This is a genomic window from Brevibacterium atlanticum (assembly GCF_011617245.1).
Classification (GTDB): Bacteria; Actinomycetota; Actinomycetes; order Actinomycetales; family Brevibacteriaceae; genus Brevibacterium; species Brevibacterium atlanticum.
Genome location: NZ_CP050152.1, coordinates 1,066,960 through 1,090,317 on the forward strand (window position 1 = coordinate 1,066,960; position 23,358 = coordinate 1,090,317).

Genomic DNA, 23,358 nt, shown 5'->3' on the forward strand with positions numbered 1-23,358 from the left:
GCTCATCACCGGCAGGCCTCGCCAATCGAATGGTCACGGCGCGCGCAGGTGCGCACGCCGACGAATTGGAGGAACACCACAATGAGTACAGTCCGACTGACATCGAACCAGTACGGCAAGGCGGAGAACCGACTCATGCGGGTCTACCGCGATACCGAACGTCACGAGATCCGCGACCTCAACGTCACCTCGCAGCTGTGGGGAGACTTCGAGACCGCGCACACCGAGGGCGACAACTCCCACGTCGTCGCCACCGACACCCAGAAGAACACGGTCTTCGCGAAGGCGAAGGAACTGGGCGTGAGCTCTCCCGAGCAGTTCCTCATCGGCCTGGCCGACCACTTCGTATCACACTTCGACTGGGTCACCGGAGGGCGCTGGGAGGCCGAGGAGTGCGGCTGGGATCGGATCAACGACCACAACCACTCGTTCTTCAAGTCCGCTCCCGAAGTCCGCACCGTCGTGTTCACTCGGGACGGTGACAAGGACACACTGATCTCCGGCTTCAACGGTCTCACCGTGCTCAAGACCACCGAATCGGGTTTCGTCGGCTACCCGAAGGACAAGTACACGACGCTGCCGGAGACCGAGGACCGCATTCTCGCCACCGACATCGCCACGCGGTGGATCTACAACACCACCGACATCGACTTCGAGGCGGTCTACACCCAGGTCAAGGAGATCATCCTCGACTCATTCACCGATCACTTCTCCCACGCCCTGCAGCACACGCTCTACCAGATGGGGGAGAAGGTCATCGAGGCTGTGCCGCAGATCGACGAGATCCGCTTCTCCTGCCCGAACAAGCACCACTTCCTCTATGACATCGAGCGCTTCGGACTCGAGAACCCGAACGAGGTCTTCATCGTCGCCGACCGCCCGTACGGCCTCATCGAGGCCACCTTCACCCGCGACGGCGTCGACGAGAACAAGGACGCCTGGGCACAGATCGCCGGCTTCTGCTGAGCCGGCGACCCTGCTGAGTTCGGACATTTCCGACTCCGGACTCCCGGTCGCGATACGATGCCGGGAGTCCGGACCCCCGTGAGAAGGAAACCCCGCAATGACACAGGACACCACCTCGGCGAACCCGAGGAGCACCACCGCCGACGAAGAAGTCGATGAATGGCTCGAGTCGTGGGAGGGACTCGTAGGAGCGCGCGGCACCCAGCGCGCCGGCGAGATCATGGAGGCGCTGCGCCGCCGCGCGGCCACGAACTCCATCGCCCAGCCCAAGGTCACCACCACTGACTACGTCAACACGATCCCCGCCGATCAGGAACCGATCTATCCGGGCGAGGAGAACATCGAACGCCGCTACCGCAGATGGCTGCGCTGGAACGCCGCGATGCTCGTCCACCGCGCGCAGCGCCCCGAGATCTCCGTGGGCGGACACATCTCCACCTACGCCGGAGCCGCCACTCTCTACGAGATCGGCTTCAACAACTTCTTCCGCGGCCAGGACCACCCCGGAGGCGGCGACCAGGTGTTCTTCCAGGGCCACGCCTCACCGGGAATGTACGCCCGCGCGTTCCTCGAAGGCCGCCTGTCCGAGGCCGACCTCGACGGGTTCCGGCAGGAAGTATCGCGCGCCCCGCACGGGCTGAGCTCCTATCCGCACCCGCGGCTGATGCCCGAGTTCTGGCAGTTCCCGACCGTGTCGATGGGGCTCGGCCCGATCAACGCGATCTATCAGGCGCAGATGAACCGCTATCTGCACAACCGCGGCGTCAAGGACACGAGCGATCAGCGGGTGTGGGCCTTCCTCGGCGACGGTGAGATGGACGAACCCGAATCGCGCGGCGCCCTGCAGCTGGCCGCGAACGAGGGACTCGACAACCTCACTTTCGTCATCAACTGCAACCTCCAGCGCCTCGACGGACCGGTCCGCGGCAACGGCAAGATCGTCCAGGAACTCGAGGCGACCTTCACCGGCGCCGGCTGGGACGTCATCAAGGTGCTGTGGGGCCGCGAATGGGACTCCCTGCTCGAATCCGACCACACCGGCGAACTCGTGCGGATCATGAACGAGACCCTCGACGGGGACTACCAGACCTTCAAGGCCGAATCCGGCGGGTTCATCCGCGACAACTTCTTCGGCCGCTCGCCTGAGACCAAGGGCCTCGTCGAGCATCTGTCCGATGACGACATCTGGAACCTCAAACGCGGCGGCCACGATTACCACAAGGTCTTCGCCGCCTATCAGAAGGCCGTGAACACCAAGGGCAGGCCCACCGTGATCCTCGTCCAGACGGTCAAGGGCTATGGGCTGGGCACGAGCTTCGAATCCCGCAACGCCACCCATCAGATGAAGAAGTTCACCGCCGACGACGTCAAGGCCTTCCGCGATCGGATGGACATCCCGATCTCGGACAAGGTCATCGACGACGACCCCTACGCGGTGCCGTACTACCATCCGGGTGCCGACGACGACGCGATCCAGTACATGCTCGACCGTCGCCGCCAGCTCGGCGGATTCCTGCCCGCTCGCAAGCCGGAGAACAACCAGAAGACGCTGCCGGCACCCAGCGACAAGGCGTTCTCGCAGTCGAAGAAAGGTTCGGGCAAGCAGCTGGCCGCCACCACCATGGCCTTCGTCCGCCTGCTCAAGGACCTCATGCGGGAGAAGGGGCTGGGGGAGCGGATCGTGCCCATCATCCCCGATGAGGCCCGCACCTTCGGCATCGACGCGTTCTTCCCGACCGCGAAGATCTACAACCCGAACGGGCAGAACTACCTCGCCGTCGACCGCGAGCTCTTCCTCTCCTACAAGGAGGCCGTCTCCGGTCAGCTGCTCCACGTAGGCATCAACGAGGCCGGAGCCGCGGCCGGATTCACTGCCGCCGGCACCGCGTACTCCACGCACGGCGAGCCGATGATCCCGATCTACGTCTTCTACTCGATGTTCGGCTTCCAGCGCACGGGAGATGCCTTCTGGGCCGCCGGTGACCAGATGACCCGAGGGTTCATCATCGGCGCGACCGCTGGGCGGACGACGCTGACCGGCGAGGGCCTGCAGCACGCTGACGGTCACTCTCCGGTGCTTGCGGCCACGAACCCGGCCGTGCGCGTCTACGATCCGGCCTACGGCTACGAGATCGCCCACATCGTCCGCGACGGACTGCACCGCATGTACGGCGAGCACGACCTCGGCGAGGACGAGCGCAACGTCATGTACTACCTGACCGTGTACAACGAACCGATGGTCCAACCGGCCGAACCCGAGAACGTCGACGTCGAGGGAATCCTCAAGGGCATCCATCGCGTCGCCGAGGCGGGGACATCCGCCGAGGCGGGGCAGGGCTCGCGTCCTCAGGCGCAGCTGCTCGCCTCCGGCGTCGCCGTGCCGTGGGCGCTCGAGGCCCGCGAGCTGCTCGCCGCGGACTGGGGCGTGGACGCGGCCGTGTGGTCGGTGACCTCATGGGCGCAGCTGCGTCGGGATGCCCTCGAGTGCGAGGCGGCGCTGCTGAGCGACGTCGAGGCCGAACCGCGCGTGCCCTACATCCGGCAGCGCCTCGGTGAGGAGCCGGGACCGATCGTGGCCACGAGCGATTTCGACTCCACACAGCCCGACCTCGTGAGGCCGTTCCTCGACCAGACCTTCGCGACCCTCGGCGCCGACGGGTTCGGGTTCTCCGATACCCGGGCCGCAGCCCGCCGGCACTTCAAGATCGACGCCCACTCGATGGTCGTGCGTACCCTGCAGCTGCTGGCCATGCGCGGTGAGGTCGACCCCGGCATCCCCGCCGAGGCGGCCCGCCGTTACGAACTCAGCGACGTCAACGCGGGGACCTCGGGAATGGCCGGCGGCGATTCCTGAGGCTGCTCACACACCGCCGCGCATATCGACCGAGATCTGCGCGGCGGCCGAGCGCAGCAGCGGGATCGCCCGGTCGGCGAAGGCCTGGTCGACGCGGCTGACCGGCCCGGAGACCGAGATCGCAAGGGGAGCGGGGGCATCGGGGATCGCGATGGCGAAGCAGCGCACCCCGAGCTCCTGCTCCTGTTCGTCGATCGCGTAGCCGCGCTCACGGATGCGGTCGAGCTCGGCTTCGAGCTCGGAGACCGAGCCGATGCTGAACTCCGTGGGCGTGGGCATGCCCGCGGTCGTGACGATGTGGCGCACCTGGTCGGCGTCGAGTCCGGCGAGCATCGCCTTGCCGACGCCCGTGTCATGCATGTGTGCACGCCGTCCCACCTCGGTGAACATTCGCATCTGACGCTGGGAGGCGACCTGGTCGACATAGACGACCATGTCGCCGTCCAGCGTCGCCACGTTCGCCGACTCTCCGAGTTCGGCGACGAGATCACGCAGGTAGGGGCGGGCGAACTGGCCGAGCTGTGAGCCGGCGAGGTTGCCCAGCCGCACGAGGCCCGGACCCAGGGCATAGCCGCGATCGGGCAGCTGCCTGACCACGCCGAGGTTGACCAGCGTATTCAGCAGGCGGTGGATGGTGGGCAGGGGCAGGCTGACGTCGGTGGCGATATGGCTCAGCGTCGCCGACCCCGAGGAGTTCGCGATGCATTCGAGCAGGCCGAAGGCGCGTTCGACGGACTGGACGCCGCCCTTCGACTGGCGGTTCGCAGGTGTGTCCTTGCTGCTCATCGATCATCCTTCTTCAGTGGGAGCTTCGGCAGTGAAACTCCGCTCAGTCTAGACCGAAATGGAAGAAACTTTCCGAATCCGGCGGCACGCTCTATAATTTCCATCAGGCAGAAGATAATATCCATATTACGGAAAACCAATATCAGAGAGGATATTGCCATGGCCGCAACAAGCCCCGGATACTCCATCACCCTGCGCGTCGGCACCACCGTCGGTGAGGCGAGCACCTCCGATCTCGTCGCCGCCGCCGCGTCGACCGGTGCGGGCGTGACCGCCCTCGACGTCGTCGAATCCACCCCGCACTCGGTGATCATCGACGTCAGCGCCGACACCCGCGACACCGCACACGCTCAGGAGGTCTCCGACGCGCTCGGCAGGCTGCCCGGCGTCGACGTCCGCAAGGTCTCCGACCGGACCTTCCTCCTCCACCTCGGCGGCAAGCTCGAATCCGCGCCGAAGGTCCCCCTGCGCAACCGCGATGACCTCTCCCGCGCCTACACCCCGGGTGTGGCCCGTGTGTGCATGGCGATCGCCGAGAACAGGGAAGACGCCCGCCGGCTGACGATCAAACGCAACACCGTCGCCGTGGTCACCGACGGCACCGCGGTGCTCGGTCTCGGCGACATCGGCCCAGAGGCGGCCATGCCCGTGATGGAGGGCAAGGCGGTGCTGTTCAAGCAGTTCGCCGATGTCGACGCCTGGCCGGTGGCCCTGGACACGAAGGACACCGAGGAGATCATTGCGATCTGCAAGGCCATCGCACCAGCCTATGGCGGCATCAACCTCGAGGACATCGCCGCCCCGCGATGCTTCGAGATCGAGGCCCGCCTGCGTGCCGAACTCGACATCCCCGTCTTCCACGACGACCAGCACGGCACCGGCGTCGTCACCCTGGCCGCGCTGAAGAACGCGCTCAAGGTCGTGGGCAAGCGGATCGAGGACCTGCGCATCGTCGTCTCCGGTGTGGGAGCGGCGGGCAACGCGATCATCCGCCTCCTCCAGGTGGCCGGGGCCACGAACATCATCGCGTGCGGTCGGTCCGGAGCCATCGGCCCGAACTCGACCGTGGATACCGAGCACAAGCGCTGGCTGCAGGCGAATACGAACCCCGACGGGTTCGAGGGCACCCTCAAGGAGGCCGTCGTCGGTGCCGATGTGTTCATCGGCGTCTCGGCCCCGAATGTGCTCGACGGTGATGACATCGCGCGGATGAACGACGACGCCCTCGTCTTCGCGATGGCCAATCCCGACCCTGAGGTGGATCCCGCCGAAGCGCTCAAGCATGCGGCCGTCGTGGCCACCGGACGCAGCGACTACCCGAACCAGATCAACAATGTGCTCGCCTTCCCCGGCATCTTCCGCGGCCTGCTCGACGCCGAAGCCCGCGACGTCGACGAGAACATCATGGTCGCCGCCGCCGACGCCATCGCCTCGTGCATTCCCGAGGACGAACTCCATCCCGGCTACGTCATCCCCTCGGTCTTCGACCCCGAGGTCGCGAAGAAGGTCGCCGAGGCGGTCACCGCCGTCTCGTCGTGAGTGACGTATTCGTCATGTGCCCTGTGAGTCACCGTGTGAGGGGCAGGGCAATGAGAGACAATGAGGCCAGGCCCGGCACAGTCGCCTCGCCGTCGAATCCCGTGCAGAGAAAGTGAATGTGACAGTGGAGAAAGCAACCTTGGCCGACATCGATTCACTGCTGGGGGACACTGATGAGCTCCTGGCCGAAAGCTATCCCGGCGAGCGTGACGTCCGCCAGCCGGTGCACACCGTCTACGTGCCCGGTGATCAGACGACACCGGATCTGCCGCGCCGCTGGGGTCGGCAGGCCCTCGACATCGTCGACGAGCACGGAGGCATGCTCCAGCTCGCCGGCAAGGTCATCACCGCCGCCCGCAAGGAGTCCGGCCCTCTTCCGACCTCGCAGATGCCCAGCCTCCACCAGGTCGCCCGCGAGGCCGAGCTCCTCGCCGAGGCGGTCACCGCGAAACTCGAGCGTGAGCCCATCGAGGACCTGCGCCTGGACTTCGAAGACGGCTTCGGCGATCGCGGCGACGAGCTCGAGGACGAATGGGCCCTCAAGGCCGCCCGCGACGTGGTCGCCGGTCGCACCGAGACCGGAGCACCGGCGTTCGCCGGTATCCGCTTCAAATGCCTCGAAGCGGCCACCCGGGAACGCGGACTGCGCACCCTCGATCTGTTCCTGGCCGAGCTCATCGCCGCGGGCGGTCAGGTCCCGGACAACCTCGTGCTCACCCTGCCGAAGGTGAGCACCGTCGACCAGGTGAAGGCGATGGTGCTCGCCTGCCGCGCGCTGGAGAGGGAGCACAACCTCGGCGAGGGCACACTGACCTTCGAGATCCAGGTCGAGACCCCGCAGCTCATCCTCGGTCCCGACGGGACGGTGCCCCTGGCACCGGCCATCCACGCCGGCGACGGACGCGTGACCTCCCTGCACTACGGCACCTACGACTATTCGGCGTCGATGGGCGTGGCCGCGGCCTACCAAGCGATGGACCATCCGGTCGCGGACTTCGCGAAGAACCAGATGATGCTCGCCGTCGCCGGCACCGGCGTCCACCTCTCCGACGGGTCGACGAACATCCTCCCGCTCGGCGAACCCGAGGAGGTCCACCACGCGTGGGCCCTGCACGCCGGACTCGTCCGCCGCCACCTCAAGCGCGGCGTCTACCAGGGCTGGGACCTCCACCCGCACCAGCTGCCGACGCGGTTCCTGGCAACCTTCGCGTTCTTCCGTGAAGGCGGGGCCAAGGCGGCCGATCGCCTGCGCAGCTACGTGTACAAGGAGGACTCGACGGTCCTCGACGAACCGGCGACCGTGAAGGCGCTCGCCCGCTACCTGCAGCGCGGGCTCGTGTGCGGAGCCCATACGGAGGAGTTCGTCACCACGCACACGAAGCTGAACCTCGGCGAGCTGGCCCAGCTGGCCCGCACCGGACACCTCAACTGAATCCCCGACCGAAGGAGACCCCACCCATGACGACGACCGATCCCTACACCTACTGGGCACCGACCGGCGGGCATCCGCCGCAGTCGGATCTGCTCACCGACCGGGCACTGGTGACCGAGGCCTACACGGTCATCCCGCGCGGGGTGCTGCGCGACATCGTCACCTCGAACCTGCCCGAATGGACCGGAACCCGCTCCTGGGTGCTCAGCAAGCCCGTGGCCGGGGGAGCGGTGACGTTCTCCCAGACCATCCTCGAGGTCGCACCCGGCGGCGGCTCCGAGAAGCCGGAACCGCAGGCCGAGGTCGAAGGATTCCTCTTCGTCATGGCCGGCACCCTCGAGGTCACCCATGAGGGCACCGCGCACGAACTCACCCCCGGAGGGTTCGCGTTCCTTCCCGCCGGTGAGGCGTGGAGTGCGAAATCCACCGGCACCGAGGCGGCCCGTTTCCATTGGGTGCGCAAACGCTACCAGCCGGTGGCGGGGCTGACACCGGAGGCGAAGTTCGGCAACGAGACCGACATCGATCCCTCGCCGATGCCCGGCACGGACGGTCGCTGGCGGACCACCCGGCCGCTCGATCCGGAGAACCTGGCCTATGACATGCACGTCAACATCGTCACCTTCGAGGCCGGTGCTGTCATCCCCTTCGCCGAGACGCACGAGATGGAGCACGGGCTCTACGTGCTCGAAGGCAAGGCCGTCTACCGGCTCAACGGCGATTGGGTCGAGGTGCAGGAAGGGGACTTCATCTCGATGCGCGCCTTCTGCCCGCAGGCCTGCTATGCGGGCGGTCCCGGACGCTTCCGTTACCTGCTGTACAAGGACGTCAACCGTCAGGTCGAGCTCTGAGGTTGTCGGACTCTGAGGCGATATGACAAGAACGGCGGACCGATCGGTCCGCCGTTCTTCGTTCTCATGCTCGCGGTGTGAGCCGCGGTGCAGCTCAGATGAGCTGGAGTGTCCGCGCGGTGTACTCGGAGAGCTCCTTGAGCAGCGTCTCGTCCTCGGCGAGGTCACGGCCGAGCGAGGGGATCATGTCCTTGACGTCGGATTCCCAGGATGCGTACTGACGCGGGAAGCAGGTCTTGAGCAGGTTGACCATGATCGGCACGGCCGTCGACGCACCCGGCGAGGCGCCGAGCAGAGCCGCGATCGATCCGTCGGCCGAAGAGATGAGCTCGGTGCCGAACTGGAGGACACCGCCCTTCTTCGGATCCTTCTTCATCACCTGCACGCGCTGACCGGCCTGGATGAACTCCCAGTCGGACGGGTCGATGTTCGGGATGAACTCGTGCATCGCCTCGAAGCGGGCCTTCTTCGTCGCCGCGAGCTCACCGAGCAGGTAGGTGACGAGGTCGGTGTTGTCCTTGGCGACGTTGAGCATCGTGGCGAGGTTGTTCCCACGCACGGAGAACGGCAGGTCGGTGAAGCGGCCCTTCTTGAGGAACTTCGGCGAGAAGCCGGCGTAGGGGCCGAACATCAGGTAGTCCTTGCCGTCGACGACACGAGTGTCGAGGTGCGGCACCGACATCGGAGGGGCACCCTTCGCGGCCTGGCCGTAGACCTTGGCCTGGTGGCCGGCGACGACATCGGGGTTCGAGGTGCGCAGGAAGATTCCGGACACCGGGAAGCCGCCGTAGCCGCGGCCCTCGGGGATCCCCGACTTCTGCAGCAGGGGCAGGGCTCCGCCGCCGGCGCCGACGAAGACGAACTTCGCGCCGATCCGGTGGGTCTCGTGGGACAGCAGGTCCTTGACCGTCAGCGTCCACCCGTCGGAAGCGCGTTCGAGGTCGGTGACCTGGTGGCTGGTGCGCACGGTCGCGCCCTTGTCGGCGATGTAGCTGAGCAGTTGGCGCGACAGGGAGCCGAAGTCGACGTCGGTGCCCAGTTCTGTCCGCGAGATGCCGTTGACCTGTCCGGGTCCGCGGCCTTCGAACATCAGCGGCAGCCATTCGGCCTGGGTCGCCGGATCGTCGGAGTACTCCATCTGCGAGAACAGCGGATTGCGCACCATCGTCTCGTAGCGGCGCTTGATGTAGTCACGGCCCTTCTCACCACGGCCGTAGCTGATGTGGGGGATCGGGTTGATGAACGACTTCGGGTCGGTGAGCACACCGGTGTCGACGAGGTGCGACCAATACTGGCGTGAGTGGTGGAACTGCTGGTTGATCGTCGAGGCCTTGTGCAGGTCGATGTCGCCGTTGGAGTCCTCGGGGGTGTAGTTGAGTTCGCAGAGTGCGGCGTGGCCGGTTCCCGCATTGTTCCAGGGATCCGAACTCTCGGAAGCCACATAGTCGAGCTTCTCGTAGACACGGATGTCCCAGTCGGGCTGAAGTTCGGTCAACATGGCACCGAGGGTGGCGCTCATGATTCCGCCGCCGATCAAGACGACGTCGACCTTTTCCTGCGGTGAGGGCATTTGGACTCTCATTCCTCGTCACTGACTGCTTCTATTCGTCTCTCAGACTACTCTTCGGTGTCGGCCCATCTGTAACCCGGGCAGGGTGAACACCCGTGCGTGGGAGCATTCTCACAGCGGATGGGTGTCCGTTCCGCGCGCCCGTTTCCGACCGTTCGGTCACTTTGCGCGGACACTCTGTGTCGCCCGCCACAAGGTGTGCAAACATGAGCACATGTCCAATCGTTTCCTCCTCCGTGACGCGCTGGCCGAGTTCCCTCCCTACGTCCCCGGCAAGCCTCCTGTCAGTTCCCCGGGTCTGACCCCGTACAAGCTGTCCTCGAACGAGAATCACCTGCCGCCGCTGCCGGGTGTCCTCGACGCCGTCACCGCCGCCGCGGCGATTCCCGCGAACTATCCCGATCCGACCGCTGCCGCCCTCGTGTCCGACATCGCCGATCGTCTCGAAGTCGACCCCGCCGAGGTGGTCCCCGGCGCCGGTGCCTCCGAGATCCTGTCCGCACTGACGAACATCACCCTCGAATCCGGCACCTCCGTGGTCTACCCGTGGCCCTCGTTCGAGATGTACCCGATCCTCGCCTCGGCCCGCGGGGCGCAGAAGCGACCCGTCGACCTCCTGCCCGACGGCCGCCACGACTTCGCCGGGCTCGCCGCCGCGATCGACGACACGACCCGGCTGGTGCTGCTGTGCTCGCCGAACAATCCGACCGGTCCGACGATCACCGACGCCGAGCTCGAGGGCTTCCTCGCCGAGGTGCCCGACAACGTCATCGTCGTCCTCGACGAGGCCTACCTCGAATTCGCCTCCGAAGCCGCCGACGGTCTGGCCGCGCGGAAGAAGCATGCGAACCTCGTGCTCGCCCGCACGTTCTCCAAGGCCCACGGTCTGGCGGGTCTGCGGGTGGGCTTCGGCGTCGCCGATGTCGAGATCGCCACGGCCCTGCGCCAGGTCATCGCGCCCTTCTCCGTCACCGCGCCCGCCCAGGCCGCGGCCAGGGAATCCCTGGCCCGGATCGACGAGGTGGCCGTGCGGGCCAAGGAGGTCGCCGCCGTGCGCGACCGCTTCGCCCATGATCTGCGGGAACTCGGATTCGACGTGCCCGATGCGCAGGGCAACTATGTCTGGATCGCCCTCGACCCCGAAGCCGCCGTCGCCTTCGAAGGCGCCTGTGCCGAGCAGGCCGTGGCCGTGCGCCGACTGCAGGGCGGAGTGCGCGTGAGCATCGGACCCGATGAGGCCCTTGACCGCGTGCTCACGGTCGCTGCTGCTGCCCGACCATGAGCGTGGACACGACAGTGACGTATGCGGATGTGACGGATTCTCTGCGCGGCGAGCTCGCTGCCGATCTCAGCGCAGAGGCGCTGGTCACCGACCGCGACGTCATCGATGCGTACTCATCGGACAAGGCTCTGTTCTGTCCCGCCGGGCGGGCCTCGGCTCTGGTTCGGGCTGCCGGTGTCGATGATGTGGTCGCGGTGATGCGGTTTGCCACGAAGCATCGGATCCCTGTGGTCACGCAGGGAGCGCGGACGGGCCTGTCCGGTGCGGCTAACGCCGTGGACGGGGCGATCCTGCTCAATGTCGCCAAGCTCAACGCGATCGTCGACATCGACGAGGTGAATCAGACCTGCCGGGTCCAGCCGGGCGTCATCAATCAGGACCTCAAATCGGCGCTGGCCGGGCATGGTCTGTCGTATCCGCCGGACCCCGGATCGGTGGCGATCTCGACGATCGGCGGCAATGTCGCCACGAATGCCGGCGGCATGTGCTGTGTGAAGTACGGGGTGACGCGCGACTATGTGCGGGGCATGACCGTCGTCCTTCCCGACGGGACGGTGACGAAGCTCGGTCGGCAGACGGCCAAGGGTGTCGCCGGGCTCGACCTGGCCGGTCTGTTCGTCGGCTCCGAAGGCACTCTGGGTGTCATCGTGGAGATCACGTTGGGGCTCAAGCCGCTGCTGTCTCAGCCGGTGACCGGTGTCGGGATCTTCCCGGACATGGAGTCGGCCGGACACACGGTCTCTGCGTTCATGTCCTCGGGGGCGGCACCCTCGCTGCTCGAGCTCATGGATGGGAAGACGGTGGCGATGATCAACGCGTATGGGGACTTCGGTCTGCCCGACGGGGTCGGGGCACTGCTGTTGGTCCAGTCCGATGCGCCCGGTCAGGCCGGCGTCGCCGAACTCGAGGCGTTCGAGATGATCGCTCGGGAACAGGGGGCGGCAGAGGTGTTCTTCTCCGATGATCCTGCTGATTCGGAGATGTTCGTCGCCGCCCGGCGGGCGGTGTCACCGGCGATGGAGCAGTACGTGGCAGGGCTTGGTGGGGGAGAGCTCATCGATGATGTGTGCGTGCCGCGCTCCCGCCTTGGCGAGTTCTTCGCACGGTTGGCCGACATCGATGCCGCGCACACCGTTGAGGTAGCCACGGCCGGTCATGCCGGTGATGGGAACATGCATCCGAGTGTGCTCTTCGATGCCTCGGATGAGGCGAGTGTGGCCGAGGCGAATGAGACGTTCGCGGAGATCATGCAGTTGGGTCTGGATCTGGGTGGGACGATCACCGGTGAGCACGGGGTCGGGTATCTGAAGAAGGAATGGCTGGTGCGGGAGCTCGATGCCGGAGCACAGGCGCTGCAGGCCTCGATCAAGTCAGCGATCGATCCCTTGGGCATCCTCAACCCCGGCAAGATGCTCGGCTGAGCTCTCGGGTGACCGAACTCAGCCCGGTCGGCGCATGTCGAAGCGCTGATCCGAGCTGATCCCGAAGTATGCGGTCGGTCCTCCGCCGCGCAGCACCGGCTCGGCGGCGACTGTGTCGACGGTCCCGTCGACGAGCAGGGATTCGTCGAGATGGACACCCACCACTTCGCCCACGGTGAACCACGAGCCGGAGTTCTCACCATCCGTGGTGCGCAGCTCGATGATCTGGGTGACTCGGCATTCGAAGGTCGCCGGTGAGGATGCAACGCGGGGCGCAGAGATCTCCACGGACTCGGCCGCCTCGATCTCTGCGGCGGAGAACTCGTCGACGTCAGCGGTGGTCGACGAGGCGTTCATCGCCTCGGCGAGGCTGCGAGTGACGAGGTTCCACGTGAACTCTCCGGTCTCCCGGCAGTTGGCGACGGTGTCCTTCCAGGAGTTGCTGGAGAAACCCACGAGCGGTGGAGAGTAGTTGAGCGCATTGAAGAACGAGTAGGGCGCGAGATTGCGACGGCCCTCGGCATCGAGGGTGCCGATCCAGCCGATGGGCCGCGGCGCGACGATGGCGTTGAAGGGGTCATGCGGCAGGCGGTGGCCCTCGGACGGGCGGTAGAAATGGGTCACCTGACCATTCAAGCAGGTGTATTGGGAGAGCGCACTGTGCAGAACGGTGTCTGGCGGTATGTGTTCGTGCAGTTGTGACGGAGTGTGGCGCTCCGTGACATCACTCACACGATGGCCGCCTACTGCGGCCTAGCGTGGGGACATGACTCTCACACAACTGCCCATCCTCGACCTCAGCCTCGCCGACGACCCTGCGACCGCGGAGGACTTCCGTGCCGAGCTGCGGCGCGTCACCCACGAGATCGGCTTCTTCTACCTCACCGGACACGGCGTGCCTGAAGCCGACTTCTCTCGCATCATCGACACCGCGCAGCGGTTCTTCGCCCTGCCCGAAGCCGACAAGCTCGCCATCGAGAACACGAACTCACCGCACTTCCGCGGGTACACCCGCACCGGAGGCGAACGCACGCAGGGCCGCGTGGACTGGCGCGAGCAGATCGACATCGGCCCCGAACGCGCCCCCGTGGCCGAACCCGTCCACGACTTCGACCACCTCACCGGCCCCAACCAGTACCCGGCCGCCCTGCCCGAACTGCGAGAGGCCACCGAATCCTGGCACGCGCGGCTGAGTGAGGTCGGCGATCGGCTGCTGAGCGAATGGGCACTCAGCCTCGGCCAGTCCGCCGACCACTTCGCATCCGCGTTCGCCGAGGACCCCGCCTCATTCATCAAGATCGTCCGCTACCCCGAGGCTGAATCCGAATCCGTCTCGCAGGGTGTGGGCGAGCACCGTGACGGCGGCACCCTCACCCTGCTCTACCCGCAGCCGGGGACGACCGGACTGCAGGTCCTCACCGATGACGGCTGGATCGACGCCGACCCGATCGAGAACGCCTTCGTCGTCAACATCGGCAAACTCCTCGAGGTCGCCACGAACGGCTATCTCAAGGCCACCGTCCACCGCGTCCTGCCGACCGGCCCCGGCGAGGACCGCATCTCGATCCCGTTCTTCTACAATCCTGCCCTCGACGCCAGTCTGCCCGAGGTCGAGCTGCCTGCCGAGCTCGCGGCCGAGGCCCGCGGCGTCACTCAGGACGAACGTGATGCCCTCCACGCCGTCTACGGTGAGAACGCGTTCATGTCCCGGCTGCGGTCCCACCCGAACGTCGCCGAGAAGTTCTACCCGCGGCACGTGAGCAGAGAGCCGCGACGTCGGCTGGTCGGACCCGGCAGCAGCCGCCGATGAGGCGGGCGCCGAGGCGGGTCCACGTCTCCAACGGCCACGACCCGATCCCGGATTCCGTGCTGTCGTTCCGCCAGTCCATGGCGGTGGCATCATAGGTCTCGCCCGAGTTCGGGTAGGCGATGAGCGGGAGACTCGTGTGCGCGGCGAGCTCGGTCAGTGCCGGGGTGACGAGGGCCGGTGGCACGCAGTTGACCCCGACCGCCTGCGCCGCCGCCGAGGCGGCCGCCGCCTCGGCGAGTTCAGCCAGGGAGCTGCCGTCGGGCAGCGTGACCGTCGTGTCAGTGCCCTCGCGTAGAGTCACACTCACCCATACGGGCAGCTCGACCTCCTCGGCGAGGAGGAGGATCGCGCGGATCTCGTCGAGACGCGGTTGGGTCTCGACGGCGAGCAGATCCGCTCCCGCCTCGGCGAGAGCGGTGATTCGGGCACGATGAAAGGCGGTGTACTCCTCGGACGTCAATCGATAATCACCCGTGTACTCCTCGCCCCCACCCAGGGCGGCACCGTACGGGCCGACGGATCCGGCAACGAGGGCGGGACCTTCGACGGGCTCGGGGCTGGTGCCGGACGGCGGGGCGGTCGCCGCGGCGGCGGAGCGGGCGATCTCCACGCTGCGGGTGATGAGCTCACGTCCCTCCTCGGCGCTGATCCCTGCCGCAGCGAACCCGATCGGTGTCGCCTGATAGCTTGCGGTCGAGATGATCTGGGCACCGGCGGTGATGAACTCGGCGTGGACCTCGGCGAGCGTCTCCGGGTCCTGGCGGATGAGGTCGGCCGACCACAGATCATGGCTGAGGTCGATGCCGCTGGACTCGAGCGCTGTGCCCAGCCCGCCGTCGAGGACGAGGGGATGGGCCGCCTCGGCGGAGGCGAGCATCTGCGTGAACATCATGGTCCCAGTTAAGCTTGACCGGTGAGCTCAATCGAATCCCCCGCATCATCTGAGACGTCGACCCCTGCACCGGCGGGCGACGCCGTCAACGACCGGTCCCGCTTCGGCTTCGAAGTCGGCACCCGGCTGGAGACCGGCGGCCGAACCGGCGTCATCCACACTCCGCACGGGGACATTCAGACACCGGCGTTCATTCCGGTCGGCACGAAAGCCACGGTCAAGGCCGTCCGCCCCGACGAGGTCGCCGAACTCGGCGGACAGGCGGTGCTCTCCAACGCCTACCACCTCTATCTGCAGCCCGGATCGGACCTCATCGACGAGGCCGGCGGACTCGGGGCATTTATGAACTGGCCCGGCCCCACGTTCACCGACTCCGGCGGATTCCAGGTGATGAGCCTCGGCTCCGGGTTCAAGAAGGTCATCTCGATGGAGTCGACGGGTGAGCAGAACGACGAACTCGTCGCCGTCGGCAAGGAACGACTGTCGAACGTCGATGACGACGGCGTGACCTTCAAGTCCCACCTCGACGGATCGATGCACCGGTTCACCCCGGAGATCTCGATGCGGGTCCAACACGAGCTCGGCGCCGACATCATGTTCGCCTTCGACGAGCTCACCACGCTCGTCAACACCCGCGGCTACCAGGAAGATTCCCTCGAGCGGACCCGACTGTGGGCGATCCGCTGCATCGAGGAGCACTTCCGGCTCACCGAGGCCCGCTCCCACCGGCCCTACCAGGCACTCTTCGGCGTCCTCCAGGGTGCACAGTACGAGGACCTGCGGCGCAAGGCCGCCCGTGACCTCGGCTCCATGGACTTCGACGGGTACGGCATCGGCGGGGCGCTGGAGAAGGAGAACCTCGGCATCATCATCCGCTGGGTGTGCGAAGAGCTGCCCGAGGACAAGCCGCGGCACCTGCTCGGCATCTCCGAACCCGACGACCTCTTCGAGGCGATCAAGACCGGCGCGGACACCTTCGACTGCGTCTCACCCTCCCGGGTGGCCCGCAATGCCGCCATCTACACCCGCGACGGCCGGTACAACCTCACGGGAGCGAAGTACCGCCGCGACTTCGGCCCACTCGACCCGGACTGCGACTGCTACACATGCCGGAACTACTCACGGGCCTACCTCCGGCACCTGTACAAGGCCAAGGAGATGCTCTTCTCCACCCTGTGCACGATCCACAACGAACACTTCGTCGTCTCACTCGTCGCCGAGATCCGCCAAGCCATGATCGACGGCCGCTTCACCGAGCTCGAAGCCGAGGTGCTCGGCCGCTACTACGCGAAATAGCGCCGGGCACGCCGAGGGTCCGCTGCGCCGGCCGCTTCTCGCTCAGGTCACGCGAAAGTCGAAAGGCGCGCCGCCGGCGACGACTTTTTCGAGTTTCGCGTTACCCGAGCGCCGAGGTGGCCGCAAGGGCGCTCAGTGAGTCGCGTCGGCGTCGGTGTCCAGCTCGTAGCTGGGTTCGTGGCGTTTGACGATTGTGATCACCCGGTAGGTCACGGGCATGAGGATGACCTCGACGGCGACCTTGTAGACGAAGCCGACGATGATGTAGTTGAGGAAGTCGAGTCCCGGAATGACCCCGGCGAAGGCGATGATGCAGAAGAGCAGCGTGTCGACGAATTCGCCGACTCCGGTCGAGGTGAGCAGCCGGACCCACAGCTTCGATTCGCCCATCCGCTTCTTCACGGCCACGAGCACCCACGAGTTGAGCAGCTGGCCGACGAAGTACCCAACGAGTGAGGCTGCGACGATGCGCGGGTAGAAACCGAGGACCGCGGCGAACGCGTCCTGGTTCTCATAGCCGGGTCCCGGCGGGGAGATGAGCACGAGCCAGAAGACGAAGGTCGCGAGGATCTGCAGGCCGAAGCCGGTGATCACGGCCTTGCGCGCGGCTCTGAAACCGTAGACCTCGCTGATCACGTCGCCGAGGATGTAGGCGATGGGGAAGAGGAACGCGCCGCCGTCGGTGACGATGGGTCCGAAGCCGATGACCTTCGTGGCCGAGATGTTCGAGATGATGAGCACCGCGCAGAACACGGCGAGGAAGACCGCATAGTAGCGGCCGCGCGAGGAAGCGAAGGCCGCCAGCCGTGTTGCAGTGTTCGAGGGCGCCGAATCGTTGGTGCGATCCGGCCGTCCAGACTCACTCTCGGGCCGTCCAGACTCGCTCTCAGGTGTCGTCGCGGGCAACGGTGATCTCCTTGCCGTTCGTGATGGTCAGAAGCTGCTCGTAGGTCAGCGGCATCATCGAGTTCGGGGTGCCGGCCGCGGCCCACAGGACCGGGTGGCTCTTCAGCGTGACGTCGACGTAGGTGGGGATCGGCGCCGGATGCCCGCACGGGGCGACTCCGCCGATGACCTGGCCGGTGGCCTCGCGGACGAGGTCCTTGTCGGCTCGGTCGAGGGACTCGATGCCCAACTGGTCGGCGACATAGTCGGTGTCGACGCGGTGGGCTCCCGAGGTCATGATGAGCACGGGGTCGCCGCCGGAGGAGAAGATGAGACTGTTGGCGATGGCGCCGACCTCGACGCCGATCTTCTCCGCCGCTGCGGCTGCGGTCGGGGTGACCTCGGCGAACACGCGGACCTCAGGGTCGACTCCGTGCTCTCGCAGCTGCGCTTCGACCTTCGCATGGTTGGGGTGCTGCTTCGGTGCTTCCGCGTTCGCCGAGGCGGCTGTCGGGTCCGCATCGACTGCGGACTCTTCGTCGTCGGCGGTGGAATCAGCCGCGTCCTCCTCGACCACGGGTTCGGCGAGACCGCGACGACGCAGCAGGGGCGCGACGTCGGGGCGGGTGCCGAAGAAGCGTTCGATCGCCGACATCGGATCGACCGAGTAGCCGGGGGCGAGGATGGCTTCGCGGAAGGCGTCGCCGGCTTCGCGGTTGAGTCCGCCCTGGGCTTCGAACCATTCGCTCACCCAGGCGGCGATGACCTCGGAGTAGAGGTAGGAGTAGTAGCCGGCGGCATAGCCGGAGGCGAAGATGTGACCGAAGTAGGTCGACCGGTAGCGCGGCGGCACGAGTGGGGAGAAGCCGGCGGCGGCGAGCACCTCGGATTCGAAGGACAGCACATCGGTGATGTGCTCCCCGGCCTCGAGCGAATGCCAGGAGAGGTCGAGCATCGCGGCAGCGAGGTATTCGATGGTGTCGAAGCCCTGCCCGAACTTCTCGCTGGCGATGAGGGCATCGACGAGTTCGGCCGGCATCGGCTCACCCGTGTCGACGTGCTTGGCGAAGTGGGGGAGGACCTGCGGGTGGAAGCGCCACATCTCGTTGAGCTGCGAGGGGAACTCGACGTAGTCGCGCGGCACTGCAGTGCCCGCGGTCGACGGGTACGTCGAGTTCGCGAACAGTCCGTGCAGCACGTGTCCGAACTCGTGGAACAGGGTCGTCAGCTCGGTCGGATTGAGCAGGGTGGGCCGTCCGGGACCAGGCTTGGCGAGGTTGAGCGAGAGGGTGACGACCGGCTGCAGACCGGTCAGGCGTGAGGCGGGGACCAGCTGGTCCATCCAGGCTCCGCCGCGTTTCGTATCCCGGGCATACGGGTCGATGAGGACGAGACCCAGGGGGCGTTCGGTGACGTCGGTGACCTCGTAGACGCGCACGTCCTCATGCCAGGCGGTGACACCGTCATAGGGGGCGAAGGTGATGCCGTAGAGTCCGGTGGCGGCGCGGAAGACTCCCTCGGTGAGTACGGTGTCGAACTCGAAGTACTTGGCCACCTCGTCGGGGTCGATGCCGAATTCGTCGGCCCGGTACTTCGCGAGGTAGTACTTGACGTCCTCGGCCGCGACATCGTCGAGCCCGTAGCGGTCACGAACCAGGCCGAGCTCCTCGTCGAGCTGAGCCTTGGAGGGATTGATCAGGGAGGAGACGATGTCGGCAGCGGCATCCGGATTGCCGGCGGTCTGATTGTCGATGGCGAAGGAGGAGAACGAGGGATACCCGAGCAGGTTCGCCTGCAGGGCCCGCAGCGCCGTCGTGTCGGCGACCTGAGTGCGGGTGTCGCCGTCGCCGCCGCGGGATCCGCGGGCCATCGAATTATTCAGCACATGACGGCGGGTCTGTGCGGTGTCGAGGGACTCGAGCACGAGCTGCTGGGTGAAGTTGTTCAGCGACAGCAGGTACCCGTCGATGCCGCGTTCGCTCGCGCGGTTCTCCGCGGCCGCGATCTGATCCTCGTTCAGTCCGGCCAGGGATTCTGCCTCGCCGAGGTGGACGGCCAGTTCCCGGGTATCGAGCTGCAGGGCGCGGGAGAAGGAGTTCTCCAGCGTGGTCAGTTCGGCCGCGATCGTGGCCATCTGCTCCCGCTCCTCCTCGCCGAGGCGGGCTCCCGCCCGAACGAAGAGTTCGATCGTGAGTTCCTGCTGGCGCTTGTCCTCGGGGTTGAGGTCGGTGACGGAGACCTGCTCGATGCGGTGGAAGAGGTCGACATCGAGGAGGATCTGGGTGCGGGTCGCGGACAGGACCTCCCACACCTCGGCGATGGCATCGGTGAGTTCGGGGCGCAGGTGATTCGACTCGATGGCTGCGGCCACGGAGGCGATGCGGGTCATCGGCACGGACGCCGATTCGAACCTCACGGTGGTGGAGAAGAACGTCGACTCAGCGTCGTCGGCGATGATTCCGGCCACCTCGGCGCGGGCATAGTCGGTGGCCGAGTGCACCGCGGACAGCAGCGATTCGGGGGTGACCGCGGAGAAGTCGGGCAACGAATAATCGCCTTGCGGGTCGAGGAACGCCTCCCAGACATCGATGCCGTTCGGTTCTGCGTTCATTCTCGACGTACCACTTTCTTCATGATTGGGATCTCCCACCGATCCTAACGTGAGTCAGCCGACCGGCGCATGATCGCTGATTACACTGGAGTGCATGGGCACTGGTCGGGGCAAGTCCCTCACACTCAACAGCGCATTCAGGGTCGGGTTCACCGGCACCCTGGGTGTGGGGCTGGCGATCGCGCTGATGACGGCGCTGCAGTCCGTGGCGACCGTGATCATCTACATCGGACTCGCACTCTTCCTCGCCCTCGGTCTCGACCCGATCGTGCGGTGGCTGGTCGAACGCAGGATCCCGCGATCGGTGGCGGTGATCCTCGTGGTCTTCGCGTTCATCCTCATCGTCGCGGGTGCCGGGCTGCTCATTGCGCCGGCGGTGATCAGCCAGATCCAGACGTTCATCGGCGACCTGCCCGAGATCGTGGCAAGCCTGGCGACGACCGGATGGGTGATGGAGCTCGAACGCCAGTTCACCGGCGCCATCGACGTCGATGAGATCTTTGCGAACATCGGCGCATGGGTGTCGGATCCGAAGAACGTGTTCTCGCTCGGCGGGGGAGTCGTGTCCATCGGGGCGGGGATCTTGAGCTTCCTCACCGGCGTCATCATCGTCGTCATCCTCACCATCTACTTCGCTGTGACCATGCCGACGATCAAATCCGCGATGTTCTCCCTCGTGGCGGCCTCATCACGGCCGACGGTCGAATCCGTCACCGAGGAGGTCACCCGATCCATCGGGCGCTACGTCCTCGGGCAGCTGTCCTTGGGCATCGTCAACGGCGTGTGCTCGGCGATCTTCCTCACGATCATCGGCGCACCGCTGCCGGCTCTGCTGGCGTTCGTGGCGTTCCTCGCCTCGCTCATCCCGCTCGTCGGCCCGATCACCGGCGCGATCATCATCACCGCTTCGTGCCTCATGGTCTCCCCGGGCCTGGGCATCGCCGCCGGCATCTACTACCTCGTGTACATGCAGGTCGAGGCGTATCTGCTCAGCCCACGCATCATGAAGGCCGCGGTCGATGTGCCCGGTGCCCTGGTGATCATCGCCGCGATCGCCGGCGGCACCTTGGGTGGGGTGCTCGGTGCCGTGGTCGCGGTGCCGGTGGCCGCCTCGGTGATGATCATCATCCGCAAGGTCGTCGTGCCCGCACAGGCGAAGAGGTAGGGGTCGTTCAGCTCCGGTCGTCGTGGTCGTCGTCGATGCGGGTGACGATGACGTGGATGATGAGCTTCGCGAGGTAGTAGGCGCCGAAATACCCGATCACTGCTGCGACCAGAGTGACGAGCAGGTTGCTCTCCCCGGTTCCGGCCATGGCCAATCCTGCGAAGATCGCGGCAGAGATCGCCGCGAGATACGGGATCAGCCGCAGGACGGGAGTGTCGGTCTCGCTCATGCAAGCGAGTCTAGCAATGGGGTATCGGCAGGTTGATACGGAGTCTAAGGTGGAAATCATGATCGAGGCTGACTGGGTGGCCAACCGCGACGAGGCGGTGCCCGAGGATGTGGAACGTCTGCTGGCGACGGTGCCCGAATGGTCCGGTCGGCCCGAATCCAATGCCGAGTACATCGATGACTCCCGCACCATGGAGACGTGGACGGTGCGTTACGACGACGGTCGCGTCGTCGGAGTCACTCTTGTGGCTCATCATTTCCCACAGACGGGCGAAATCCACTTCACCGTCGTCGACCGCAGTGCACATGGCCAGGGTGTCGGTTCTGCGATGGTCCGAGCGATCGGTGACGATCTGCGCCGCCGCGGAGTCGAGATGCTGATGGTGAAGACTCTCGGGCCGTCGAAATCTGACCCGAATTACGCGCGCACTCGGCACTTCTACGAGACGGTGGGATTCGTTCCGCTCGAGGAGACCGACCTTTGGGGTGCCGACACCCCCTGCCTCATCATGGCCAAACCTTTGACATGACACTTCCGTCATGGCCGGCAGTGCCGCCACAATATGGACGAGTCCATCTGCGCCCAGTGGAGATCGTTGACATCGAGATGGCACAGGAACTCTCGACCGATCGGTATGTCCCGCAGACGGGAACACTGCCATTCAACGCCACGGCTGCGGAAGCACGGGCATGGATACAACGGCAACAGGGACGACACGACGAGGGGCGGGGCTTCTCATTCACGGTTGCCACGCAGATCAACGACCGAGCGATCGGGCACTGCGGCCTATGGTTGCACAACCTCCCGGAGGGACAGGCGACAGCCGGATATGCGATTGTTCCCTCTTCTCGCCGACAGGGATTCGCCATCGAGGCACTCGTAGCTCTGACCGAGTTCGGGTGGTCAATCCCTCCTCTGCGGCAGATCACGCTACTCATCGAGCCGTGGAATATCGGATCAATACGCACTGCGGAACGAATCGGCTACGAGAACAACGGCATCGTCGCCGAACAACACGAGATCGGCGGAACCCGTCGAGACGTCCTTTCGTACGCACTGGAGCGCCCACAATGAACGGCTCAGATACAACCGACCCTGCAGTCCCGGCCGATCTGCTCACACCCATTCGGGCCGTGGTCTTCGACGTTGGGGAGACTCTGGTCGACGAACACCGAACGTGGGAGCAGTATGCGGCCACTGTCGGTGTGCCCGTCTTGACGGTCTTTGCCATGCTCGGAGCGCTGATTGAGCGGAGAGAAGACCACCGCCAGATTTGGAATGCCCTCGGCGTGGAGGCACCGGTCTCGGCGACGACGATTGCGAACATCGATCTGTACGATGATGCCGCTCCGTGCCTCCAAGCGGCCAAGACAGCCGGACTCGTCGTCGGTATTGCCGGCAATCAGCCTGCAGGTGCGGTTGAGCAGCTGCAGGCTCTCGGTCTGTCGGCCGATTTCGTCGCATCGTCGTTCGAATGGAAGATCGCGAAACCGGCGGGGGCCTTCTTCACCGAGGTCGTCCGCTTCGCGAGCGTGGATGCAGCTGAGATCCTCTACGTCGGTGACCGGATCGACAACGACATCATCCCTGCGAAAAGAGCAGGAATGATGACAGCATTCCTTCGGCGCGGACCGTGGGGTCAGATTCAGCGCCGGTGGCCAGAAGCGGACGCAGCCGACCTGACTGTGGACTCTCTCGACGAGCTCCGAAGAATGCTTTCTCCTCAGAAACCTCACAGCTCCAGCTGAAGCGGGAACTGAGCTGTAAGC

Annotated in this window: 20 protein-coding genes; 13 read left to right on the forward strand and 7 right to left on the reverse strand. The window is 65.9% G+C overall.

Annotation, left to right across the window (positions count from 1 at the left end):
• Nucleotides 1-81: 81 nt before the first annotated feature.
• Together pucL and aceE are read left to right on the forward strand one after the other, a co-directional pair.
• Entirely contained in the window at nt 82-966 is an 885-nt protein-coding gene (gene pucL / locus GUY23_RS04535; protein WP_166970125.1) for a factor-independent urate hydroxylase, read from the forward strand.
• 97 nt (nt 967-1,063) lie between these two features.
• Nucleotides 1,064-3,820 (forward strand): pyruvate dehydrogenase (acetyl-transferring), homodimeric type, encoded by a 2,757-nt coding sequence (gene aceE, locus GUY23_RS04540; protein WP_166970127.1) that lies wholly within the window; start codon nt 1,064-1,066, stop codon nt 3,818-3,820.
• Between the two features lie 6 nt (nt 3,821-3,826).
• Here the strand turns inward: aceE and GUY23_RS04545 are convergent, their stop codons facing one another.
• Nucleotides 3,827-4,606 (reverse strand): IclR family transcriptional regulator, encoded by a 780-nt coding sequence (locus GUY23_RS04545; RefSeq protein ID WP_166970129.1) that lies wholly within the window; start codon nt 4,604-4,606, stop codon nt 3,827-3,829.
• A 159-nt stretch (nt 4,607-4,765) separates the two neighbouring features.
• Here GUY23_RS04545 and GUY23_RS04550 point away from each other — a divergent pair, with 159 nt between their 5' ends.
• The 3 genes from GUY23_RS04550 to GUY23_RS04560 all read left to right on the forward strand — a co-directional run bounded on the left by GUY23_RS04550 (nt 4,766) and on the right by GUY23_RS04560 (nt 8,428).
• Nucleotides 4,766-6,145, forward strand: a complete 1,380-nt coding sequence (locus GUY23_RS04550; RefSeq protein ID WP_166970131.1) for an NAD-dependent malic enzyme — start codon at nt 4,766-4,768, stop codon at nt 6,143-6,145.
• A gap of 124 nt (nt 6,146-6,269) precedes the next feature.
• The gene (locus tag GUY23_RS04555; RefSeq protein WP_166970133.1) at nt 6,270-7,577 is read left to right on the forward strand and encodes a DUF6986 family protein; all 1,308 of its coding nucleotides are present in this window, start codon (nt 6,270-6,272) and stop codon (nt 7,575-7,577) included.
• Nucleotides 7,578-7,603: 26 nt separating this feature from the next.
• Complete coding sequence (locus GUY23_RS04560; protein ID WP_166970135.1) at nt 7,604-8,428, forward strand: bifunctional allantoicase/(S)-ureidoglycine aminohydrolase; 825 nt, start codon at nt 7,604-7,606, stop codon at nt 8,426-8,428.
• Nucleotides 8,429-8,522: 94 nt separating this feature from the next.
• On the opposite strand, the gene GUY23_RS04565 is transcribed toward GUY23_RS04560, so the two are convergent.
• Nucleotides 8,523-9,998, reverse strand: a complete 1,476-nt coding sequence (locus GUY23_RS04565; protein WP_166970137.1) for a malate:quinone oxidoreductase — start codon at nt 9,996-9,998, stop codon at nt 8,523-8,525.
• A 214-nt stretch (nt 9,999-10,212) separates the two neighbouring features.
• On the opposite strand from GUY23_RS04565, the gene GUY23_RS04570 reads away from it, so the two are divergent.
• Both GUY23_RS04570 and GUY23_RS04575 read left to right on the forward strand, forming a co-directional pair.
• The gene (locus GUY23_RS04570) at nt 10,213-11,280 is read left to right on the forward strand and encodes an aminotransferase class I/II-fold pyridoxal phosphate-dependent enzyme (protein WP_166970138.1); all 1,068 of its coding nucleotides are present in this window, start codon (nt 10,213-10,215) and stop codon (nt 11,278-11,280) included.
• A complete protein-coding gene (locus GUY23_RS04575) occupies nt 11,277-12,701 on the forward strand; it encodes an FAD-binding oxidoreductase (protein WP_166970140.1) in 1,425 nt (474 codons plus the stop codon). Before GUY23_RS04570 ends, GUY23_RS04575 begins: the two co-directional genes overlap by 4 nt.
• 18 nt (nt 12,702-12,719) lie before the next feature.
• Here the strand turns inward: GUY23_RS04575 and GUY23_RS04580 are convergent, their stop codons facing one another.
• A complete protein-coding gene (locus GUY23_RS04580; protein WP_166970142.1) occupies nt 12,720-13,325 on the reverse strand; it encodes a flavin reductase family protein in 606 nt (201 codons plus the stop codon).
• Nucleotides 13,326-13,467: 142 nt separating this feature from the next.
• On the opposite strand from GUY23_RS04580, the gene GUY23_RS04585 reads away from it, so the two are divergent.
• A complete protein-coding gene (locus GUY23_RS04585) occupies nt 13,468-14,511 on the forward strand; it encodes an isopenicillin N synthase family dioxygenase (RefSeq protein WP_166970144.1) in 1,044 nt (347 codons plus the stop codon).
• On the opposite strand, the gene mmuM is transcribed toward GUY23_RS04585, so the two are convergent.
• Nucleotides 14,402-15,403: a homocysteine S-methyltransferase gene (mmuM, locus tag GUY23_RS04590; protein ID WP_166970146.1), complete on the reverse strand. Its 1,002-nt coding sequence runs from the start codon at nt 15,401-15,403 to the stop codon at nt 14,402-14,404. The genes GUY23_RS04585 and mmuM overlap by 110 nt on opposite strands.
• Nucleotides 15,404-15,424: 21 nt before the next feature.
• Between mmuM and tgt the strand changes: the two genes are divergently transcribed.
• Complete coding sequence (gene tgt, locus GUY23_RS04595; RefSeq protein WP_166970148.1) at nt 15,425-16,699, forward strand: tRNA guanosine(34) transglycosylase Tgt; 1,275 nt, start codon at nt 15,425-15,427, stop codon at nt 16,697-16,699.
• A gap of 132 nt (nt 16,700-16,831) precedes the next feature.
• On the opposite strand, the gene GUY23_RS04600 is transcribed toward tgt, so the two are convergent.
• Together GUY23_RS04600 and GUY23_RS04605 are read right to left on the reverse strand one after the other, a co-directional pair.
• A complete protein-coding gene (locus GUY23_RS04600) occupies nt 16,832-17,605 on the reverse strand; it encodes a queuosine precursor transporter (protein WP_228282735.1) in 774 nt (257 codons plus the stop codon).
• Entirely contained in the window at nt 17,586-20,195 is a 2,610-nt protein-coding gene (locus tag GUY23_RS04605; RefSeq protein ID WP_166970150.1) for a M3 family metallopeptidase, read from the reverse strand. The genes GUY23_RS04600 and GUY23_RS04605 overlap by 20 nt, the downstream gene beginning before the upstream one ends.
• A 94-nt stretch (nt 20,196-20,289) precedes the next feature.
• On the opposite strand from GUY23_RS04605, the gene GUY23_RS04610 reads away from it, so the two are divergent.
• Nucleotides 20,290-21,360, forward strand: a complete 1,071-nt coding sequence (locus tag GUY23_RS04610; protein ID WP_166970152.1) for an AI-2E family transporter — start codon at nt 20,290-20,292, stop codon at nt 21,358-21,360.
• Nucleotides 21,361-21,367: 7 nt separating this feature from the next.
• On the opposite strand, the gene GUY23_RS04615 is transcribed toward GUY23_RS04610, so the two are convergent.
• Nucleotides 21,368-21,589, reverse strand: a complete 222-nt coding sequence (locus tag GUY23_RS04615; RefSeq protein ID WP_166970154.1) for a hypothetical protein — start codon at nt 21,587-21,589, stop codon at nt 21,368-21,370.
• Between the two features lie 58 nt (nt 21,590-21,647).
• On the opposite strand from GUY23_RS04615, the gene GUY23_RS04620 reads away from it, so the two are divergent.
• Genes GUY23_RS04620 through GUY23_RS04630 form a run of 3 tightly spaced genes read left to right on the forward strand, consistent with a single transcriptional unit; the run spans nt 21,648 to nt 23,337 of the window.
• Nucleotides 21,648-22,118, forward strand: a complete 471-nt coding sequence (locus tag GUY23_RS04620; RefSeq protein ID WP_166970156.1) for a GNAT family N-acetyltransferase — start codon at nt 21,648-21,650, stop codon at nt 22,116-22,118.
• Complete coding sequence (locus GUY23_RS04625) at nt 22,115-22,663, forward strand: GNAT family N-acetyltransferase (RefSeq protein ID WP_166970158.1); 549 nt, start codon at nt 22,115-22,117, stop codon at nt 22,661-22,663. Before GUY23_RS04620 ends, GUY23_RS04625 begins: the two co-directional genes overlap by 4 nt.
• On the forward strand, nt 22,660-23,337 hold the full coding sequence (locus GUY23_RS04630; RefSeq protein WP_166970160.1) for an HAD family hydrolase: 678 nt from the start codon (nt 22,660-22,662) through the stop codon (nt 23,335-23,337). The genes GUY23_RS04625 and GUY23_RS04630 overlap by 4 nt, the downstream gene beginning before the upstream one ends.
• Nucleotides 23,338-23,358: the final 21 nt, after the last annotated feature.

Coding starts and splice junctions, on each gene's coding strand:
- GUY23_RS04620 (WP_166970156.1), top strand. CDS start 21,648: ATGATCGAGGCTGACTGGGTGGCCAACCGCGACGAGGCGGTGCCCGAG.
- GUY23_RS04625 (WP_166970158.1), top strand. CDS start 22,115: ATGACACTTCCGTCATGGCCGGCAGTGCCGCCACAATATGGACGAGTC.
- GUY23_RS04575 (WP_166970140.1), top strand. CDS start 11,277: ATGAGCGTGGACACGACAGTGACGTATGCGGATGTGACGGATTCTCTG.
- GUY23_RS04570 (WP_166970138.1), top strand. CDS start 10,213: ATGTCCAATCGTTTCCTCCTCCGTGACGCGCTGGCCGAGTTCCCTCCC.
- GUY23_RS04615 (WP_166970154.1), bottom strand. CDS start 21,589: ATGAGCGAGACCGACACTCCCGTCCTGCGGCTGATCCCGTATCTCGCG.
- GUY23_RS04550 (WP_166970131.1), top strand. CDS start 4,766: ATGGCCGCAACAAGCCCCGGATACTCCATCACCCTGCGCGTCGGCACC.
- GUY23_RS04630 (WP_166970160.1), top strand. CDS start 22,660: ATGAACGGCTCAGATACAACCGACCCTGCAGTCCCGGCCGATCTGCTC.
- mmuM (WP_166970146.1), bottom strand. CDS start 15,403: ATGATGTTCACGCAGATGCTCGCCTCCGCCGAGGCGGCCCATCCCCTC.
- GUY23_RS04610 (WP_166970152.1), top strand. CDS start 20,290: ATGGGCACTGGTCGGGGCAAGTCCCTCACACTCAACAGCGCATTCAGG.
- aceE (WP_166970127.1), top strand. CDS start 1,064: ATGACACAGGACACCACCTCGGCGAACCCGAGGAGCACCACCGCCGAC.
- pucL (WP_166970125.1), top strand. CDS start 82: ATGAGTACAGTCCGACTGACATCGAACCAGTACGGCAAGGCGGAGAAC.
- GUY23_RS04585 (WP_166970144.1), top strand. CDS start 13,468: ATGACTCTCACACAACTGCCCATCCTCGACCTCAGCCTCGCCGACGAC.
- GUY23_RS04605 (WP_166970150.1), bottom strand. CDS start 20,195: ATGAACGCAGAACCGAACGGCATCGATGTCTGGGAGGCGTTCCTCGAC.
- GUY23_RS04565 (WP_166970137.1), bottom strand. CDS start 9,998: ATGCCCTCACCGCAGGAAAAGGTCGACGTCGTCTTGATCGGCGGCGGA.
- GUY23_RS04545 (WP_166970129.1), bottom strand. CDS start 4,606: ATGAGCAGCAAGGACACACCTGCGAACCGCCAGTCGAAGGGCGGCGTC.
- GUY23_RS04560 (WP_166970135.1), top strand. CDS start 7,604: ATGACGACGACCGATCCCTACACCTACTGGGCACCGACCGGCGGGCAT.